An 18151-nucleotide genomic window follows, 5' to 3' on the forward strand; every position below is an offset into this window, starting at 1 on the left:
CGAACCCCGGATAGTCCATCTTTCCACTTCCGTGGACGCCGCGCGGGCGTGAAAATGGGGCTGGGTGCCCGTGACGCCGGTGACACACTTTGGGACTGGAACCCGTCGGATAGTCTGGCGTTGGGCCTTGACCCTTCGGGTCGCGCACTGTTGCTACGAGCACGCCGGTTAGAGTTCAGCTTTTTACCTGACTTGGCCCCCTGGGCACCCGTTGTTGAGTGATTCGCTGCTGTTCAACGGAAGGGAGGGTGCGGCGATGATGGAGCCTGAGGAGTTCTCGGATGAGGATCATGAGCAGATCCTGGAGCGGGTGGCTGCTGTCGATGTTGGTAAGGCTTCGGGGATGGTGTGCCTACGGGTACCTGACCCGGTCAAACAGAAACGATCCAATCGCGTGTGGGAGGTGCCTGCCACGACCAACGCGGTGATCGAGATGTGTGACCGGTTGGTCCAGGAGCAGGTCATGAAGGTCACTTTGGAGGCCACCAGCGATTACTGGCGGATCTGGTTCTATCTGCTGGAGGCTGCCGGGTTGGATGTGCAGCTGGTCAGGGCCCATGACGTCAAACAGGCTCCTGGGCGTCCGAAGACCGACAAGTTGGACGCGGTGTGGTTAGCGAAGCTGACCGAGCGGGGAATGCTGAGGCCCTCGTTCGTGCCTCCTACTGAGATTCGGGTGCTGCGGGACTACTCCCGGATGCGGGTCGATCTGACCCATGAACGCACCCGCCACTATGCCCGGTTGGAGAAGTTGCTCGAGGATGCTCTGATCAAGGTATCGGCCGTGGCCAGTTCGATGGACACGCTCTCGGTACGCGACATGATTGAAGCGTTGATCGCTGGCGAGCGGGACCCGAAGGTGCTGGCTGGTTTGGCCAGGGGCCGGATGAAGGTCAAGCATGCTGAACTGGTCGAAGCTCTCACCGGCCGGTTCGATACCCATCATGGTGAACTTGCCCGGATCCTGCTCAACCAGATCGATTCCCTGACCCGTCAGATCGACCAGATCACCGGCCGGCTGACCGAGTTGATCGATCAGATCCCGGCAGCGCAGGGAACCGATCGAGATGGCGTCACCGGCCCGGGCATCGGCACCGGACCCGATGCCGTGGTCTCGCCTGCTGTTGAGCGTCTCAGCAAGATCCCTGGTATCGCCACTCGTAGCGCCCAGACCATCATCGCTGAGATCGGCCTCGACATGAGCCGGTTCCCCACTCCAGCCCATCTGGTGTCCTGGGCGAAACTGTCGCCTCGTACCATCCAATCCGGAGCGAAACGAACCAACGGTCGCACCGGCAAAGGTAACCCGTACCTCAAAGGGGTCCTCGGTGAAGCAGCCAGCTCGGCAGGTAGAACCCACACCTTCTACGGCCAACGGTACCGCCGTATTGTGAAACGCCGCGGCAAACTCAAAGCCCTGGTAGCGGTCGCCCGTTCGATCCTGGTCTCTATCTGGCACCTCCTGGCCAACCCCGAAACCCCGTACCAAGAACTCGGAGCAGACCACTACGCCACCCGCGTGGACGGTAACCGAAAGGTCCGAAACCACGTCAGAGACCTCCAAGCACTCGGCTACCAAGTCTCCCTACAACCCATGGCCTGACCCCTAACAACCCTCACACCCCGGAACCCACCCCCGGGGCGCAAGACCCTGCCCACCCCCAAGTCATTTTCCGGTTAGTGCTCATGGCTGAGCCAACCCCAGGACTCAGCCGTCCTCACCATCGTGCGTGTGGTAGGTGTCCTGTTCCTCGGTGAACTCCTTGACCGGCGCCACGAGGGCGATGCTCTGCCCGTCGTCGAACTCAAGCGTGCAGTTGAGTTCCTCCGAGCCCGCGGGCAACTCACGGGTCAGGTCCATCAGCATCACGTGCGGGCCGCCTGGGGCCAGGTGCTCGTGTTTGCCCGCCTTGACGGTGACGCCGTCCTCGGCCTTGCGCATCACCATCTGCCCGTCGACCTTGACCATCTCGTGGATCTCGACCTTGCCTGCGATATCGCCGCAATCGGCCGAGACCAGCACCCTGTCCTCGTCGCTGGGGTTGGTGAGGCTGACGAACAGGGCCGTCATCTCAGGCATCTTCGCCCCGTCGGTGGTGCGGACCCAGGGATCCGCGGCGAGCACTTTGGGAGCCTCAGCAGTGGAGGCTCCGGCGCATCCCGCCAGGGGCAGAAAGACGGCAAGCGCAACAGCATGTGGCAGTTTCACGCGACCGACCTTACCGCTGGACGACCCGCGCAGCAGCCGCCGAGCCTCCCGTGGACCCGGCTAGACTGACGCCCATGCCAACCTCACCCATCAGCCGCCGCGGCCTGTTCGGCTATGCCGGCGCTGCCGGGGTCGGTGGGGCAGCGGGGATCGTGGGCGGAAGGGCCTGGGGTCTTTCCGATGCCCCGACGCCGGAACCACCGAACCGGGTGCTCGGGCAGGACTACTCGCCCTACGGCGCACAGCAAGCAGGCATCTTCACACCACAGTCACAGGTCGCCGAACTCGTCGCGTTCGACCTGCTCCCCGCCACCGACGCTTCGGCCCTCGGACGTCTGATGCGCGTGTGGACAGGCGACATCGCGGCCCTGATGTCCGGTCGACCGGCCGCAGGCGACTTCGCCCCGGAACTGGCGCAGGCAAATGTCTCTTTGACGGCCCTGGTCGGCTTCGGCCCAGGCGTGTTCGAGCTGGAGGGGCTCGGCCCCAGCCTGCCTGCCGGGTTCCAGGAGATCCCGGCCATGACGCACGACCGCCTCGAAGACCGTTGGAACGGCGGCGACCTGCTGATCTGGGTGACGGCCGACGACGCCACCAGCGTCTCGCACGCCGTGCGTCGGCTCGTCTCCGACGCCCGCCCGTTCGCCTCGAGACGCTGGACCCAGCGAGGCTTCTGGCGCCCGACGGATGCCTCCGGCGCCGCGGTCACTGGTCGCAACCTGTTCGGCCAGGTCGACGGGTCGGCAAACCCGAAGGGGGACGTTCTCGAAGAGACGGTGCTCTCCACCGACGGTTGGCTCGCAGGCGGCACCCAACTGGTCGTGCGCCGCATCGAGATGAACCTCGACACCTGGGACGAAGCGACGCGCGACCGGCAGGAGGCGTCCATGGGGCGGCGGCTGAGCGACGGTGCCCCCCTGACCGGAGAATCCGAGGGAGACGATCTCGACCTTGCAGCCACCGCCGACGGCTCCACGGTGATCGCGCTGGACGCCCACGCCCGGCTCGCGCACCCCAGCCAGAACCGGGAGCGGCGGATGCTGCGCCGCGGCCTGAACTACACCCACGAGACCGTCGTTGACGGTGCCCCGGTGGACACCTCAGGCCTGATCTTCTGCGCGTTCCAGGCCAACATCGCCGACCAGTTCATCCCCGTCCAGCGCAGCCTCGACCAGGCCGACGCACTCAACGAGTGGACCACCGCGATCGGATCCGCGGTGTTCGTCATTCCCCCAGGTTTCTCCGAGGGCGGCTACGTCGGCGAGACGCTGCTCGGCTGACCGACGAGTTCAGCGATCGTCGAAGGCATCCTGGCCGACAACTCATCAGGCGTGTACGGCCCCGGGTTGCGCCCCGCGGTGATCGCCTGGATGCTCGCCCCCATGACGCCCGCCTTCCAGGCGGGCAGACCCGCCGCGAGCAGCGCGCCACAGATCCCCGCCAGCACGTCACCGGACCCGGCACGCGCCGTCCATGCCGGCCCCCGCACCGCCAGGGTCACCCGCCCCGACGGCTCTGCCACGTACTGGGTCGCCCCTTTCAGCAGCACAGCGGCGCCGCTCGTCCGGGAGACCTCACGCACGCAGGCGAGCGGCTCGGCCTCGACGTGGGCGCGGGTGCAACCCAGTAGCCGTGCCAGCTCACCGGCGTGCGGGGTCAGCAGCCAACCGTCGAGGCGACCACGCGGCAGGGAGTAGAGCGCGTCGGCGTCGACCACGGCCGGGAGGTTGTGGAGCTTGGCCCATTCGACTCTGGAAGCGGCGTTGTCGGTGTCACCCCAGCCGGAGCCGAGCACGGTCGCCTCGGCGCGGCCGTCCCCGATGACGACGCTCGGGAAGCGGGAGAGGATGAGCCCCGACGGCGCCCTACCGGTGTAGCGGACCATCCCTGCCCCCGCATGCAGCGCCCCCGCGCAGCTGAGCAGGGCGGCCCCTGGGTACGATTCAGAACCGGTGTCGAGGGTGACCACACCGCGCGAATACTTGTCCGACCCCTCGTCAGGAGACGGCCACCACCCCGCGATGTCGGCTTCCTCCGCGATCCGCTGGTTCGTCTCCTGGATGTCGAGGCCGATGTCTGCGATGTGGATCCGCCCGCAGCGCGCGGCGGCGGGCTGCTGCACATGGCATGGTTTCGGGGCGGCGAACGTGACCGTGTGCGTGGCTTGGAAGCTGGTCGAGACGCGACCGAGATCGGCGTCCAACCCGGACGGCAGGTCCACAGCTACCACCTGCACCGCCTGCGCCTCGCAGGCCGCCGCAAACGTCGCGACCTGGGGCGGCAGCCCCGGGCGGGAACCGAGACCGGTGAAAGCGTCGATCACCACCGCGCAGTCGGCCAGCGCACCGATGGCCGAGACAGCATCGACCTCCTGAGCACCGGCCACGACGGCGGCGATGAGGCCCTCCTCGTGCGCGCGTCCATTCACCAGCCACAGCAGCACCGGCCGGTGCTCCGCGAGCAGGGCTGCGGCGAACAGCCCATCTCCCCCGTTGTTGCCCGGCCCCACCGCCACGATCACCTTCCCCGTCGGCTCGACCAGATCGGTAACGCGGGCAACCTCCCGGGCTGCGAGGGACATGAGATCGACGTCGGGGCGGGTATCGAAGATGTGCCGTTCCGCGGCCCGCAACTGTGCCGAGGTGAGGATCTGCCTCATCTCTCGCACACCACCATGGTCGTGGCGAAACCACCGTCATGGCTGATGCTGAGATGGATCCGACCGATGCCGAGCTCCTCCACCCGCGACGCGACCGTGCCGACGTTGACGAATGAAGGGACACCACCTGCCGACTTGATTACCTCACAGTCGAGCCACCGCATCCCACCCGGGGAGCCGAGCGCCTTGGCCAGTGATTCCTTCGCGGAGAACCGCGCGGCCTGCGATTCCATGGAAAGCGCCAGCTCCCCCTCGGTCAGGAGCCGCTCCGCCAGGCCCGGTCGCCGTGCGAGCATCTCCCTGAACCGGTCGATGACCACCATGTCGGTACCGATGCCCACGATCATGGGGCCACACTACTGATTCAGGCGACTGCGGGGCACCGGTTCGCGATAGGTGGAGCTACTCGACGGTCACAGACTTCGCCAGGTTACGCGGCTGATCGACATCGTGGCCCTTCACCGTGGCCAGCTCGCAGGCGAAGAGTTGCAGGGGGATGATCGCCACCAGCGGCTGCAGCAGCGTTGACACCTTCGGCAGTTCGATCAGCGTCTCCGCGACTGCTCCGGCCTCCTCGTCATCTGCCTCGGCCAGCACGATCGTACGGGCGCCCCGTGCCCGCACTTCGGCGATGTTCGAGATCACCTTGTCCCGCAGCTGGTCACGCCCTTTCGGCGGCACCACGACAAAGACCGGCAGGTTCTCACTGATGAGCGCGATCGGGCCGTGCTTGAGCTCGCCCGCGGCGAACCCCTCCGCATGGATGTAGGCGAGTTCCTTCAGTTTGAGGGCACCTTCGAGCGCGCTGGGGTAGCCGACGTGGCGCCCCAGGAACAGCACCGAGTTGGCATCCACCAGATCCGCGGCAAGGTCGTAGACCGAAGCCTTTGCGTCGAGCATCCGCTGGATCGCTTCCGGCATTCGTTCAAGCTCGGAGAGCAGCGCAGCGATCTCATCGCCGTACTTCATGCCCCGAACCTGCGCCAGGTAGAGCCCCAGCAGGTAGCACGCGACCAACTGGGTGGTGAACCCCTTGGTCGAGGCGACCCCGATCTCGGGGCCTGCGTGGGTGTAGATGACGGCGTCCGATTCGCGCGGGATGGTGGCACCGTTGGTGTTGCAGATGGCGATCACCTTGGCGTGCTGTTCCCGTGCGTGCCGGATGGCCATCAGGGTGTCGGCCGTCTCCCCCGACTGTGAGATGGTGACCACCAACGTCATCGGATCGATGATCGGGTCCCGGTAGCGGAACTCGGAGGCCAACTCGACCTCGCACGGAATGCGGGTCCAATGCTCGATCGCATACTTGGCCACCAGCCCCGCATAGAACGCCGTGCCACAGGCGACCACCACGATCTTGTTCACGCGACGCAGCAGCTCGGGGCTCATCCGCAACTCGTCGAGCGTCAGTTCGCCCTTGTCGTTGAGGCGTCCAAGGAGCGTGTCTGCCACCGCCTTGGGCTGTTCGAAGATCTCCTTCCGCATGAACCAGTCGAACCCCTGCTTCTGCGCGGCCTCCAGGTCCCAGTCGACGTGGAACGGCTGCGTCTCTGCGGGGGCACCTTCGAAGGTCGTGACTGTGACGCCCTCGCGGCTGAGCTCGACGATCTGGTCCTGGCCGAGTTCGATGGCGTCGCGCGTGTACGCGATGAAGGCGGCGACGTCGGAGGCGAGGAAGTACTCGCCGTCGCCGACCCCTACGACCAGCGGCGAGTTGCGGCGGGCCGCGACGATCCGCCCGGGATCGGCCGCGTCGACCGCAACCAGCGTGAAGGCGCCTTCCAGCCGGGCGACGACGGCCCGTACCGCCTCGGTGAGCCCTTTGCCTGCCTCGACCTCGCGGCGCAGCAGGTGAGCGGCGACCTCAGAGTCGGTCTCGGAGGAGAACTCGTCCCCGGGCAGTTCGGCCCGCAGCTGGTCGTGGTTCTCGATGATGCCGTTGTGGACGATCGCGATCCGGCCTGCCACGTGGGGATGGGAGTTCCGATCCGTGGGGGCACCGTGGGTCGCCCACCTGGTGTGGCCGATGGCGATGTTGGTCGATGGCAAGGGTCGTGCCGCGATCTCAGCTTCGAGGTTGGCGATCTTCCCGGAGCGCTTGCGCCATTCGATCACGCCCCCGACGGGCATGGCCACACCTGCGGAGTCATATCCGCGGTACTCGAGCCGACGCAGCCCGGAGAGCACAACGTCGAGTCCGTCACGATTTCCTACATATCCAACGATTCCGCACACGGCAGGAAATGTACATCATGGATGAGCAGTTCTTGACATCGCCGCTCCGACGCCTCCGCATGTCGGGCGGGGCATGCAATCGCATCCGTTCATCATCGCACCGGCCACCGTCTCGGTTAGGCTTGCGCAGGTCAACGCACAGAAGGAGTCACGTGTCCGGACCTTACGTCACTCTGCAACGTCAGGCTTGGGCAGAGCTGTCCGATGCAACCGACATAGACCTGGACGAAGCGACCCTCACAAGATTGAGGGGCATCGGGGATCCCACCTCCGCCCAGGACATCGTCGAGGTCTACCGACCACTTTGCCAGTTGCTCCACCTCTACATGCTCAACACGGGAAGACTGCACGCGCAAAACAGCGACTTCCTGCGTCTGGACGTGAGACGCACCCCCTTCGTGATCGGTGTCGCCGGGTCCGTGGCCGTGGGAAAGTCGACGGTCTCACGAGTGCTTCAGGAGTTGCTGCGCAGGGCGCCGGGCCACCCGAAGGTGGACCTCATGACCACCGACGGCTTCCTGTACCCGAACGCCGAACTCGAACGGCGCGGGCTGCTGGGCAGAAAGGGATTCCCGGAGTCCTACAACCGCCGAGCTCTGCTCGGGTTCGTGATGGCGGTCAAGTCGGGTGAGGCGCACGTGTCTGCCCCCGTGTACAGCCATCTGGTCTACGACATCGTCGAGACCCAGCAGATCCTCGTGGAACGCCCGGACATCCTCATCGTCGAGGGACTCAACGTGCTGCAGCCCGCGCGCGTCGAGCCCGACGGCAGCCCGAGCCTAGCCGTGAGCGACTTCTTCGACTTCTCGGTGTTCGTCGACGCAGACGAGCAGCACGTCAAGAGGTGGTTCATCCACCGGTTCATGGAGTTGCGTCGCACCGCCTTCACCGACGAACGCAGCTACTTCAAGCCGTACACGTTGCTTTCCCACGACGATGCGCTGGCGATGGGGGCCCACGTCTGGGACACGATCAACGGTCCGAACCTGCGGCAGAACGTCGCCCCCACACGCGAGCGCGCCACGGCCATCCTCGCCAAGGGGCCCGACCACATCATCGACTCGATCCGGATCCGCAAGCTGTAGCCCCCGGAAACGCCGCCCACCCGGACCGACGCCGGTTCAGGGCCCGCGAATCCCGCGGCGTAGAGTTGCAGCCATGAGTGAGAAGCAGGACCGAAACGAGAACCGGCGAGACCCCTACTCGGAGGCTTTCAAGACCTTCATCGTCAGCGACTGGGCCCCCTACCCGGAGGCGTTGCCAGCACGCCTGCCTTCCGCACCGTACGCGGCCACCCGACGCGCCGCCCTTGGCGAGGCGTTCCCTGGCAAGACCCTTGTCATCCCCGCCGGTCCGCTCAAGACCCGCTCAAACGACACCGACTACCGGTTCCGCCCCCACAGCGCCTTCGCCTACTACACGGGTCTCGGAGAGGACCGCGAACCCGACGCGGTCCTGATCGTCCGCGACGACACCGCCAGCCTCTACTTCCGTCCCCGCGCCCCGCGCACCGACCGCGAGTTCTACGCCGACTCCCGCTACGGCGAGATGTGGGTGGGGCAGCGTGACTCCCTCGAAGAGATGTCGGCGGCCATCGACCTGCCGTGTCGAAGCATCCTCGACTTCGAGGCCGACCTGCCAACCTCCGACGTGCTGGTCATCCGCGAGGCGGACGACGACGTCACAGCACTGGTCGACAAGGCCCGGGGCGGCGAGAACAACGGGGATGGCGAACTCAGCCGCGCCGTGTCCGAGGCCCGGTTCTGCAAGGACGAGTTCGAGGTCGCAGAACTGCGCCGCGCCTGCGAGGCGACCAAGGTCGGCTTCGAGGCCGTCGTCGCCGAACTGCCAGCCGCGGTCAAGGCGGGCCGCGGTGAGCGTTGGGTCGAAGGCATCTTCGGACTGCACGCACGTCATCTCGGAAACGCCGTGGGCTACGACACCATCGCGGCCAGCGGCGATCACGCCAACACGCTGCACTGGGTCTTAAACGACGGCGCCCTGAACGACGGCGACCTGCTGCTGATGGACGCCGGCGTAGAGGTCAACTCGCTCTACACAGCGGATGTCACCCGCACGATGCCGATCAGCGGCCGGTTCACCCCGGCCCAGCGGCGCGTCTACGAGGTGGTGCTGGCCGCACAGAGCGCCGGCATCGAGGCCTGCCGCGCCGGCAACGCCTTCACAGACCCGCACCAGGCGGCCATCGCGGTGCTCGCAGACTTCTTCGAGGAACTCGGCATCCTCCCGGGCACCGCGGCCGAGTCGCTCGATCCCGAAATGGGCGGGTTCCACCGTCGATGGATGGTACACGGCACGTCGCACCACCTGGGCCTCGACGTACACGACTGCGCGCAGGCCCGTGCCGAGTTGTACCGCGAGGGCGCCCTCAAGGCGGGCATGGTGATCACCGTGGAACCGGGCATCTACTTCAAATCGACCGATCTTCTGGTGCCTGAGGAATACCGCGGCATCGGGATCCGGATCGAGGACGACATCCTGATCACCGACGGCGACCCGGTCAGCCTGTCCTCGTCGCTGCCCCGCGACCCCGACGAAGTAGAGTCGTGGATGGCCGACCTGATGGCCTGAACCTACTTCCTGTCCTCGCCGACCGGTCGGCGAGGACAGCAAGTAGTGGACGACCCGGCGACTAGTCGCTGGACTCGCTGACGACGCGGTTCCAACGTGGGCGCCCCAGCATCTGACGGATCAGCCCGGCCACCGCGACAGGGCGCATCACCGTCACCTGGTGCGCGGCCCCCTCGACGATGTGCAGCTCCCCGCGCGGGGCCGTCTCGGCCACGAGTTCGACGTTGGCGATCGGCGTCGAGGCGTCGCGCTCACCGGCGATCATCATGATCGGGGTCTGGATGTATGGCAGGTCGCCTCGCACGTCATGGATGGCCAAGGCGCGGCACAACTGAGCGTAGGAGTGGTCCTCGGTGGCGGAAAGGCCCTCCATGATGATGTCGACGGTGGCGCTCTGCTGCGCGCGGAAATCGGCGGTGAACCACCGCTTTACGGTCTCCTCGACCAACTGCTGGGTTCCGGTCGCCTCGACCTGGTCGGCGCGCACCAGCCATCTCGCAGGCTCCCCTACCGTCGCCGCCGAAGCCACCACCACCACCCCAGCGAACAGGTCATCGTAGTCGCGGGCCAGATGCAGGGCGATCGCTCCCGAGATCGACAGCCCCGCGAAGTAGACGGGTACGTCGCCGAGTTCCTCCTTCTGGCCGCGTGCGATGTCGGCGATGGCGGCCGCGACGGTGTCCAGGCTCGCCTCGTCGGCATCGTCCCAAGGCTCGCTCAGGCCAGAGCCCGGAAGGTCTACGAAGATCACCCGTGCCTCATCGATCAGCTCCGCGGCCACCTTGGTCCATTGATGCGCGGCGTTTCCGCCAAGGCTGGGGCCTACCAGCAGGACACGCTCCGCGGGGCGCGCACGGTTGTAGATCGTTGTGTTCAACTCCATGGGATGACTCCTCGGCTGACGGCTGTGACTCTGGGGAACCACTGAACCTCACGTCCTGGGCCCGGCCCGGCGAACCGGCCACGAACGACGACGATCAGCGCCTCTCTGGAAAACCTACCCGAAGCTCGCCGGGGTTGGGTCGACAGGTCGGCGCATTCCTATGGCCTGCACCACCGAACCGAGCCCCTGGTGTGCCATTCCCTCGAAGATCCTCCGCTCGACCAGCCGCACGTCGAGGTGCCATCCCCGCCATTCGGCCAGCAGGTCCTCGCGGGTAACCAGCACCTCCGGGTCCGTGGGGCCACCGCTGTGCAGCGCCGGCTGCGCCGGCGTGTAGGCCTCCAGGATGAGCTTCGCCCCGGGAGCGCACTGCCTCGTAGCGGTCTCCACAACGCGCCGCCGAAGCTGTGGTTCGAGGTGCACGAAGATCATCACCACCGCGTCCCATGGCCGGATGGGATCGGGTTCGTCCACCCAGTCGGCCAGATCGGCGAGTCTGGCCTCGATCGTGACACCGCGTTGCCCGGCCAGCGCCTCGGCCTTGGCCAGCGCGACCCGGGAGAAGTCGAGGCTGACCACGTCGTGCCCACGCTCGGCCAGCCACACCCCGTTCCTGCCTTCGCCGTCACCGAGGCACAGCACCCGGCCAGCCGACCTCAGAAACCCGGCCTGGGCCTTCAGGAAATCGTTGGGTCGGTAGCCGAACACGAAATTGGGGTGAGAGTAGCGCTCATCCCAGAACTCAGACGTCACTCGAACAACGCCGCCCGCGCGCCGGGTCGTTGGCTGAGCAGTTCACGGGCCTGGGCGGCGACCTTGTGCTCCGCAAGCACCTCGTAGCTCGTCGCGACGGTCTGCCTCGCCGAGTTGAAGTCGCGCTTACCCCCGCTGACCGCGTATCCGAGTCCCGAGGCGATCATGCCGAACACGATGCCGAGCCCGAGCCCGACGAACAGCATGTTCATGCCTCCCTCCGAAAAGAGCATCAGCATGAACCCGACGAGCATCCCGGTCGTGATGCCGGAGATCGCGCCCTGACCGAGGACGGTGCCCCAGGAGCGGCGACCCGTCACACGTTCGATCAGCTTGAGGTTCGTGCCGACGATCAGGAGATTCTGCACGGCGAACTTCTGGTCCGCGAGGTAGTCGACAGCGCCCTGCGCCTCCTCATAGGTACCGTACTCGGCCACGTGCTGGGGGTACTCCAGCCGGAACGACTTCGACGATGCGACGAACGGCTCACTCACGGATGCCTCCTGAACGGACGGGGACCGGGTCGTGGCAATTCTACGCTGACGGGAGCATACGACCGTCCGCGCCTGTAGCCGTTGCTCGGTCGATCCGGGTTAAATTGATCTCATGGTCGCGAAGGATTCTGAGGTCTTCATCTCCCGCATAATCGGGCTGCCCATCGTCGATGCGGTGGGCGACCAGATGGGTCGTGTGAAGGACGTGGTTTGCCACCTGCGCGCCGACGGGATGGCGCCACGGGTAAAGGGGCTGGTAGCGGAGCTGTTCGCCAGGGCCAGGATCTTCGTGCCGATGGTGCGGGTGCGCAGCATCTCCCCCTCGCAGGTCGCGATCCTCGGGCAGGTCGACACCAGACGTTTCCAACGGCGCGACACCGAACTTCTCGTCTCGGCTGACCTTCTCGACCGGAGCATCGGCCGTGAGCGGCGCACCCGGATCTTTGACATCTCCATGACACAGGTCCGAAACCGTGAATGGGAGCTCTCCTCGGTCGCGCTGCGCAGCTCGGGAGGGGCCGGCCGGTTCGGCTTCGGTGGCCGGAGCGAACCGCAGGTGGTGTCGTGGCGACAGATCCCGGATCTGATCCTCCGGACGGGCCGCACCCCCGCCCATCTGGTCGCCGAGTTCAGCGACATGTTGCCTGCCGACATCGCCCAGGAGTTGCACGACCTGGAACCGGACTCATTGGCCGCGGTGGTCCGGGCCCTCGACGACGAGACCTTGGCCGAGGCCATCGAGGAACTCCCCGAGGACGAGCAGATCGAACTGATCTCGGCGCTGGACACCGAACGCGCCGCGGATGTCCTCGCGGAGATGGACCCGGACGATGCCGCCGACCTGATCAAGGATCTGCCTGCCGAGGTGGCAGAGGACCTGCTGCAGCGGATGGAGCCGGACGAGGCGTCCGACGTGCGGCGCCTGCTGATGTATGAGGAGTTCACCGCTGGCGGCATGATGACGCCCGAGCCCGTCATCCTCGACACGGGCGCCAGCGTCGCGCAGGCCCTGGCAAACGTCCGCAACGAGTCCCTGACCCCCGCCCTCGCATCCATGGTTTTCGTGTGCCGTCCGCCGTTGGAGACACCGTCCGGTCGCTACGTCGGCGCGGTCCACACCCAGCGGCTGCTGCGGGAACCCCCGACGACGATGGTGGCCTCGTTGCTCGACGAGAACCTCGAACCGTTGACACCTGACGAACCGTTGACGCAGGTGAGCCGCTTTTTCGCGACCTACAATCTGGTGGTCGCCCCGGTGGTTGGCACCAAGGGCCAACTACTCGGGGCGGTGACGGTCGATGACGTGCTCGACCACATGCTGCCCGACGACTGGCGCGGAGATCAGATGGACGAGGCGGAGGCGATCGAGATGACAGATGCCTGAGCGTAACCCGCTCTCCGAGCCCGGAGAGCGCAGACGGCTGCCCAGAATCGCAGTTGACACCGAGACGTTCGGCCGCTTCGCCGAGGGCGTCGCCAACTTCATGGGCACCGCGAAGTTTCTCGTCTACATGACGGTGTTCGTGATCTTGTGGGTCACGTTCAACCTGGTCGGGATCTTCGGTTTCAAGTGGGACGAGTACCCGTTCATCCTGCTGAATCTGTTCTTCTCGACGCAGGCATCCTACTCGGCACCCCTGATCCTGCTCGCCCAGAACCGGCAGGAGATGCGCGACAAGCTGAGCTTCGATGAGGACCGCAGGATAGCCGCGCAGTCCCGGGCGGACATGGACTTCCTCGCCCGCGAGATCGCCGCGATCCGGATGCACCTCGGCGACCTCGCCACCCGTGACTTCGTGCGCGGCGAACTCCGCACCGAACTACGCGAACTCGGAGATCGCCTCGAACAGGTCGCAGGCGACGAGGAGAAGCCGTGAGCACACCCGAACCGGCGCCAACCGTGCGGCACCCCGGGTCCGAGAGCAGTGAAAGCGGTCTCCGCTGGTTCGCGGTAGCGCTGCTGATCGGCCACCTCTCGCTCCTGACGATCGGTGCCGTGGCGCTCTGGCGCATCGGGGACGGCTGGTGGCAGGGTGCAGTCGCTGCCGCCGCCGTCGCCCTGGCATATGCGGCGCTGTGGCGGTTCCTGCTCGCTCCGGGCGCCAAGCGCCATCTCGGCTACCGGGGACGTTTCACCGTGAACCTGGTCCTTGGGCCGATCATCGTCATTCTCGGCAGCCTCGCGGGGCTCTGGCTGCCGGGGCTCCTGGCCGCGAGCACCGTCCTGCTCTGCGACGCCCTGAACGAGCGAGGTTTGCACGGCTGAGTCGCGCGCGAGGGGAAGTCTGCGTCCCGGCCGGGGATCGTCGCGCACATTGGGTTCCTGGCAGAGGACGGTAGAGTCGGGAGCCGTGAGCGAACATCCCCTTCTGCCCCTCCTTCGCGCGGCCCTACATGAGGTCGAAGACCCCGAGATCCGCCGTCCCATCACCGACCTGGGCATGGTCGACGACCTGCGCGTCGACGACACCGGCGCGGTGTCCGTCCGGGTGCTGTTGACCGTCTCGGGCTGTCCCATGCGTTCCGAGATCACCACCAGGGTCACCGATGCGGTTGCGAAGGTCGAGGGCGTCACCGCTGTCGACGTCGAGCTAGGCGTGATGGACGATGAGCAGCGCCAGGCGATGCGCAACATGCTGCGCGGCGGCAAGGTCGAGCGCCTGATTCCGTTCGCACAGCCTGGCAACCTGACCCGGGTGATTGCGGTCGCCTCCGGCAAGGGAGGTGTCGGAAAGTCGTCTGTGACGGTGAACCTGGCGCTCGCGCTGGCGGCGCAGGGCCGTTCCGTCGGCATCCTGGACGCCGACATCTACGGCCACTCGGTCCCTGACCTGCTCGGTCTGGGCGATGCCCGCCCGACGGTCGTCGACGACATGATCCTCCCGGTGCCCGCCGCCCGCGGCCTCAAGGTGATCTCGGTCGGCATGCTGAAACCGTCCCGCGACCAGGTCGTGGCGTGGCGTGGCCCGATCCTGGACCGTGCACTGACCCAGCTGCTGGCCGACGTGTACTGGGGCGACCTCGACTATCTGCTGCTCGACCTTCCCCCCGGCACCGGCGACGTCGCAATGTCGCTCGGGCAGAAGATCCCCGACTCTGAGGTGATCGTCGTCACCACGCCGCAACCGGCCGCTTCAGAGGTGGCAGAACGCGCGGGCACCATGGCGCACATCCTTGAGCAGCGGGTGCTCGGCGTGGTCGAGAACATGAGCTGGCTCGAAAGCACCTGCCCGCACTGCGGCGGCACCCATCGCGTGGAGTTGTTCGGGGCGGGCGGTGGCCAGAGCGTCGCCGATGCACTCACCGACCGCCTGGTCTACGAAGTTCCGCTGCTGGCCCAGATCCCGTTCGACGAGGACCTCCTGGCTGGCGGCGACCGGGGAACACCGATCGTCGACGCACACCCGGAGCATCCCGCCTCCGAGGCCCTGACCGCTCTGGCGACGGAGGTCGCCGGGCGGAAGCGGGGCCTCGTCGGTCAGCGGCTGCCGCTGTCGACCCCCTGACGATGCTGGTGCTCGTCTGCTTCGTCCCGGCCAGCCACGCCGAAGCCGTCCGCGGGGCGCTGGCCGGGGCCGGGGCCGGCGCCGTCGGGGCGTACACCGCATGCAGTTTCACGGTCCCGGGAGAGGGCCGCTTCCGTCCCGGGGAGGGCGCCTCACCGTTTCTGGGGGAGGTAGGCGACCTGAGCGTGGTGCATGAGGTGCGCATCGAGTGCGTCTGCCCAAGGGGTGCCGCCCGCGCCGCCGTCGAAGCGATGCTGGCGGCGCATCCCTACGAGGAACCGGCCTGGCACTGTTACGAGGCGCTGACGTTGGACGACCTGACCTGACCGGTGCTCCGCTCAGGTTGCCTCGGGATCGAACGGGGAGTTCCTCGGTGAGGCCGGTTCCAGCGCCTCGGCGGTCGGCCTGTTCGTGTCCTTGAGGGCAGCCGTGGCCTCCTTGGTGGCCGAGGTGGCGTCCTTGATACCCGCTTTCGCCGTCTCCCCGGCCGCCTTGATCTCGCGTTTGGCTTCGTCGATCATCGCGACCTCGTTCTGCAACTGCTTCGCGATGAACGCCTTCGGATTCAGGTCCTTCAGCTCCAGGTCGGCATACTCCGGACCGAGTTCATTACCGAGGGTCGTCTTGGCGTTGTTTGCGATGTCGCGGAGGTAGACGAAGATGCGCGCGGCCTTCCTGGAGAACTGCGGGAGCTTCTCGGGGCCGAACATGATGACCCCGAGCACAAGCAGGAGGACAAGCTCTACCGCATCAATGCCGAACACAGGGACAGGTTACCCTCAAGGACGCCGGATCAGCGGACCGGGACCAACCGGTTGAGGCCGGCGGCCACCCGGTCGAGGAGCGATGAGGGGTATGGCGCCTCCTGTGGGAGTTCGTCCGCGATGTCGCAGAGCAACTCATATGAGCCGTTGGTCGTTGCCCAGACGACCGCTTCACCCGATTGCCAGTAGAGCGTTGGTAGGCCTGACGACTGGGCTGATGACACCGCCCCGTCCTCGGCCAGCAGCCCCTCGGTCCAGCCGACCACCGCCGACTCGAATCCGTCAGAGTAGACCAGCGTCATCGAACGGTGCGCCTCTCGGTTCGAGGAGGCGTATGCCACCAGCGGCAGCCCGCCGAGTTCCTGGGGGCATTCGGACAGCCCGACGCACCAGCCTTCGGTCTGACTTCCGGACGCGGGCTGCAAGGCGATCAACTGCGCGGCACCACCGTTCAGGTGCTGCTCCCCGAAGCTGAGCTGCTTGAACCCGGTCGCGATTGACACCGCGCCATACGCGTCGTAACGCTCCGCCCACAATTGGATGCCGGTCTCGGTGTCGAACCACCACCCGGCCACGGGACGCCCATCCTGGCTGGCCTGCAGCTGCGTTGCAGCGCGACCGCCCACCACCACCGGTTCCGATCCCTCGGCAAAGCTCCAACCCTCGGGAGCCGTCACTCGCTGGGGCGTCAGCGTCGGCAGGCTGGCCGACATGAAGCCGTCCCCACGTGAGTCGAGCACCTCCAGTTGGGTGCCCTCCCCGGGGCGCTTCGCAGTTCGGACCTGTGCGCTCCGGTAGCGTCCGGCATTGTCAGAAACCCAGACCCCTTGAACACCGCTGACGGTGACAGAAGCGTCGACCGCACGGGTCAGCAGATTTACCGCACGCTCGGCGGACACGGGTGTCAGCCCGACAACCTGATTGACCGGTTGATAGCTGACGGATTCGCCGAGGTCCGCGCCACGTTCGACGGCCAGCAGCACGGCGCCGATCGCCTCGTTGGTGCCGATCGACGCCGCCGACATCGAGAACTGCTGGCGGGCCGCACCAACCAGGTTTGTCAGGCGTGGCGGGTCTGGCGCGATCAGCACCGCAAGCACGACCACCGACACCATGGCGAGCAGTGTCACAACTGAGCCCTGTGCGACGCGTCGGCCCCTGTCCCGCCGGGCAGACGGCAGTTCCCCCTGCCCGCTGGCCATGTAGAGCGGCGCTTGTGCCTGCTCACCGGCGATGGCCTCGAGCCTGGCGGCCAGAGAGGTGGAAGGACCGCTGGCGCGGCACCTGTTGAGTTCGCCGCAGACGGCGTCGATGGCTGCCAGTTCCGCTCGGCAGTCGGCACATCCGGCGAGATGGTAGGAGACCTGCTCCCACCGTCGAGGTGTGAGAGTCTGGTCGGCGTAGGCCGACAGATCGGCGCGTATCCGGTCGCAGGGGGTAGCCGCCATCTAGTTGACCCCCGCGTAGCGGGTTCGACCGCCGGTCGGCGCCCGGTGCGCCAGCGCCTCACGGAGAGCGGCCCGTCCGCGGGCGATCCGGCTGCGGACCGTGCCGATCTTCACGTCCAGCACGCTGGCGATCTCCTCATAGGTAAGACCCTCGATGTCACACAGCACGACGGCGACCCGCTGCTCGGGGCTCAGTGCACGCAACGCGGCGGCGACATCGGCGTCCAGTTCAAGATCATCGTGCAGTTCCTCTGGCCCGGTCGAAGAGCCCCACACAGATTCGGGGGCCACGCTCAGCGCGTCCATCCTGATCCGCTGCCTGCGGCGCGCCTGATCGAGGAAGAGGTTCGTCGTGATGCGGTGCAGCCATCCTTCGAGGGTTCCTGGCTGGAAGGTGTGGATCGACCGGAAAACCTTCACGAAGACATCCTGCGTCAGGTCCTCAGCATCGTGCTGGTTGCCGGTCAGGCGGTAGGCCAGCCGGTACACCTGAGCGGAATGGTCACGGACGAGTTCCTGCCAGGTGGGCGCGGTCCAGGAGGTGTCCTGGGCGACCTTGGTCGCCCTGGTGCCTCGGAACATCGCTCGCCCTTCCATGTCGACAGCCT

General features: G+C 66.6%; 19 protein-coding genes. 9 read left to right on the plus strand and 10 right to left on the minus strand.

What is annotated here, in order from left to right; all coding sequences use genetic code 11:
- Positions 1-214 precede the first annotated feature (214 nt).
- Positions 215-1603, plus strand: coding sequence for an IS110 family RNA-guided transposase (locus tag BUC15_RS06430; protein ID WP_217652067.1), 1389 nt, complete (start codon positions 215-217; stop codon positions 1601-1603).
- A gap of 105 nt (positions 1604-1708) precedes the next feature.
- Here the strand turns inward: BUC15_RS06430 and BUC15_RS06435 are convergent, their stop codons facing one another.
- Complete coding sequence (locus BUC15_RS06435; protein WP_245787912.1) at positions 1709-2209, minus strand: copper chaperone PCu(A)C; 501 nt, start codon at positions 2207-2209, stop codon at positions 1709-1711.
- Positions 2210-2283: 74 nt separating this feature from the next.
- Here BUC15_RS06435 and BUC15_RS06440 point away from each other — a divergent pair, with 74 nt between their 5' ends.
- On the plus strand, positions 2284-3489 hold the full coding sequence (locus tag BUC15_RS06440; RefSeq protein ID WP_073186715.1) for a Dyp-type peroxidase: 1206 nt from the start codon (positions 2284-2286) through the stop codon (positions 3487-3489).
- On the opposite strand, the gene BUC15_RS06445 is transcribed toward BUC15_RS06440, so the two are convergent.
- Genes BUC15_RS06445 through glmS form a run of 3 tightly spaced genes read right to left on the minus strand, consistent with a single transcriptional unit; the run spans position 3462 to position 7103 of the window.
- Positions 3462-4868 carry an NAD(P)H-hydrate epimerase gene (locus BUC15_RS06445; RefSeq protein WP_073186716.1) on the minus strand — a complete coding sequence of 469 codons (1407 nt, stop codon included), beginning with the start codon at positions 4866-4868 and terminating at the stop codon, positions 3462-3464. The genes BUC15_RS06440 and BUC15_RS06445 overlap by 28 nt on opposite strands.
- Positions 4865-5215, minus strand: a complete 351-nt coding sequence (locus BUC15_RS06450) for a holo-ACP synthase (protein ID WP_073186717.1) — start codon at positions 5213-5215, stop codon at positions 4865-4867. The genes BUC15_RS06445 and BUC15_RS06450 overlap by 4 nt, the downstream gene beginning before the upstream one ends.
- A gap of 55 nt (positions 5216-5270) precedes the next feature.
- Positions 5271-7103, minus strand: a complete 1833-nt coding sequence (glmS, locus tag BUC15_RS06455) for a glutamine--fructose-6-phosphate transaminase (isomerizing) (RefSeq protein ID WP_073186718.1) — start codon at positions 7101-7103, stop codon at positions 5271-5273.
- Between the two features lie 122 nt (positions 7104-7225).
- Here glmS and coaA point away from each other — a divergent pair, with 122 nt between their 5' ends.
- Positions 7226-8188, plus strand: a complete 963-nt coding sequence (gene coaA / locus BUC15_RS06460; RefSeq protein WP_073186719.1) for a type I pantothenate kinase — start codon at positions 7226-7228, stop codon at positions 8186-8188.
- Positions 8189-8261: 73 nt separating this feature from the next.
- Positions 8262-9695: an aminopeptidase P family protein gene (locus BUC15_RS06465; RefSeq protein ID WP_073186720.1), complete on the plus strand. Its 1434-nt coding sequence runs from the start codon at positions 8262-8264 to the stop codon at positions 9693-9695.
- Positions 9696-9756: 61 nt separating this feature from the next.
- Here BUC15_RS06465 and BUC15_RS06470 read toward each other — a convergent pair whose 3' ends face one another.
- The 3 genes from BUC15_RS06470 to BUC15_RS06480 form a co-directional block, all read right to left on the minus strand.
- Entirely contained in the window at positions 9757-10578 is an 822-nt protein-coding gene (locus BUC15_RS06470; RefSeq protein WP_073186721.1) for an alpha/beta fold hydrolase, read from the minus strand.
- Positions 10579-10692: 114 nt separating this feature from the next.
- A complete protein-coding gene (locus tag BUC15_RS06475) occupies positions 10693-11331 on the minus strand; it encodes a class I SAM-dependent methyltransferase (RefSeq protein WP_073186722.1) in 639 nt (212 codons plus the stop codon).
- A complete protein-coding gene (locus BUC15_RS06480; RefSeq protein ID WP_073186723.1) occupies positions 11328-11825 on the minus strand; it encodes a YflT domain-containing protein in 498 nt (165 codons plus the stop codon). Before BUC15_RS06480 ends, BUC15_RS06475 begins: the two co-directional genes overlap by 4 nt.
- 112 nt (positions 11826-11937) lie before the next feature.
- Here BUC15_RS06480 and BUC15_RS06485 point away from each other — a divergent pair, with 112 nt between their 5' ends.
- The 5 genes from BUC15_RS06485 to BUC15_RS06505 all read left to right on the plus strand — a co-directional run bounded on the left by BUC15_RS06485 (position 11938) and on the right by BUC15_RS06505 (position 15657).
- Positions 11938-13209 (plus strand): magnesium transporter MgtE N-terminal domain-containing protein, encoded by a 1272-nt coding sequence (locus tag BUC15_RS06485; protein ID WP_073186724.1) that lies wholly within the window; start codon positions 11938-11940, stop codon positions 13207-13209.
- Positions 13202-13702, plus strand: a complete 501-nt coding sequence (locus BUC15_RS06490) for a DUF1003 domain-containing protein (RefSeq protein ID WP_073186725.1) — start codon at positions 13202-13204, stop codon at positions 13700-13702. The genes BUC15_RS06485 and BUC15_RS06490 overlap by 8 nt, the downstream gene beginning before the upstream one ends.
- A complete protein-coding gene (locus tag BUC15_RS06495; protein WP_073186726.1) occupies positions 13699-14091 on the plus strand; it encodes a hypothetical protein in 393 nt (130 codons plus the stop codon). Before BUC15_RS06490 ends, BUC15_RS06495 begins: the two co-directional genes overlap by 4 nt.
- An 85-nt stretch (positions 14092-14176) precedes the next feature.
- Positions 14177-15331, plus strand: coding sequence for an Mrp/NBP35 family ATP-binding protein (locus BUC15_RS06500; RefSeq protein WP_073186727.1), 1155 nt, complete (start codon positions 14177-14179; stop codon positions 15329-15331).
- A gap of 2 nt (positions 15332-15333) precedes the next feature.
- The gene (locus BUC15_RS06505; protein ID WP_073186728.1) at positions 15334-15657 is read left to right on the plus strand and encodes a YqfO family protein; all 324 of its coding nucleotides are present in this window, start codon (positions 15334-15336) and stop codon (positions 15655-15657) included.
- A 12-nt stretch (positions 15658-15669) separates the two neighbouring features.
- On the opposite strand, the gene BUC15_RS06510 is transcribed toward BUC15_RS06505, so the two are convergent.
- From BUC15_RS06510 to sigE, 3 genes are read right to left on the minus strand one after another with little or no spacing between them, the layout of a single operon-like run.
- On the minus strand, positions 15670-16095 hold the full coding sequence (locus BUC15_RS06510) for a Sec-independent protein translocase subunit TatB (protein WP_073186729.1): 426 nt from the start codon (positions 16093-16095) through the stop codon (positions 15670-15672).
- A 29-nt stretch (positions 16096-16124) separates the two neighbouring features.
- The gene (locus tag BUC15_RS06515) at positions 16125-17543 is read right to left on the minus strand and encodes an anti-sigma factor family protein (RefSeq protein ID WP_073186730.1); all 1419 of its coding nucleotides are present in this window, start codon (positions 17541-17543) and stop codon (positions 16125-16127) included.
- Positions 17544-18125 carry an RNA polymerase sigma factor SigE gene (sigE, locus tag BUC15_RS06520; RefSeq protein ID WP_073186731.1) on the minus strand — a complete coding sequence of 194 codons (582 nt, stop codon included), beginning with the start codon at positions 18123-18125 and terminating at the stop codon, positions 17544-17546.
- Positions 18126-18151 lie beyond the last annotated feature (26 nt).

The organism is Tessaracoccus bendigoensis DSM 12906, assembly GCF_900141915.1.
Taxonomy (GTDB): Bacteria; Actinomycetota; Actinomycetes; order Propionibacteriales; family Propionibacteriaceae; genus Arachnia; species Arachnia bendigoensis.

Coding starts and splice junctions, on each gene's coding strand:
- sigE (WP_073186731.1), bottom strand. CDS start 18,125: ATGTTCCGAGGCACCAGGGCGACCAAGGTCGCCCAGGACACCTCCTGG.
- BUC15_RS06490 (WP_073186725.1), top strand. CDS start 13,202: ATGCCTGAGCGTAACCCGCTCTCCGAGCCCGGAGAGCGCAGACGGCTG.
- BUC15_RS06505 (WP_073186728.1), top strand. CDS start 15,334: ATGCTGGTGCTCGTCTGCTTCGTCCCGGCCAGCCACGCCGAAGCCGTC.
- BUC15_RS06515 (WP_073186730.1), bottom strand. CDS start 17,543: ATGGCGGCTACCCCCTGCGACCGGATACGCGCCGATCTGTCGGCCTAC.
- BUC15_RS06470 (WP_073186721.1), bottom strand. CDS start 10,578: ATGGAGTTGAACACAACGATCTACAACCGTGCGCGCCCCGCGGAGCGT.
- BUC15_RS06450 (WP_073186717.1), bottom strand. CDS start 5,215: ATGATCGTGGGCATCGGTACCGACATGGTGGTCATCGACCGGTTCAGG.
- BUC15_RS06440 (WP_073186715.1), top strand. CDS start 2,284: ATGCCAACCTCACCCATCAGCCGCCGCGGCCTGTTCGGCTATGCCGGC.
- BUC15_RS06465 (WP_073186720.1), top strand. CDS start 8,262: ATGAGTGAGAAGCAGGACCGAAACGAGAACCGGCGAGACCCCTACTCG.
- BUC15_RS06445 (WP_073186716.1), bottom strand. CDS start 4,868: ATGAGGCAGATCCTCACCTCGGCACAGTTGCGGGCCGCGGAACGGCAC.
- BUC15_RS06485 (WP_073186724.1), top strand. CDS start 11,938: ATGGTCGCGAAGGATTCTGAGGTCTTCATCTCCCGCATAATCGGGCTG.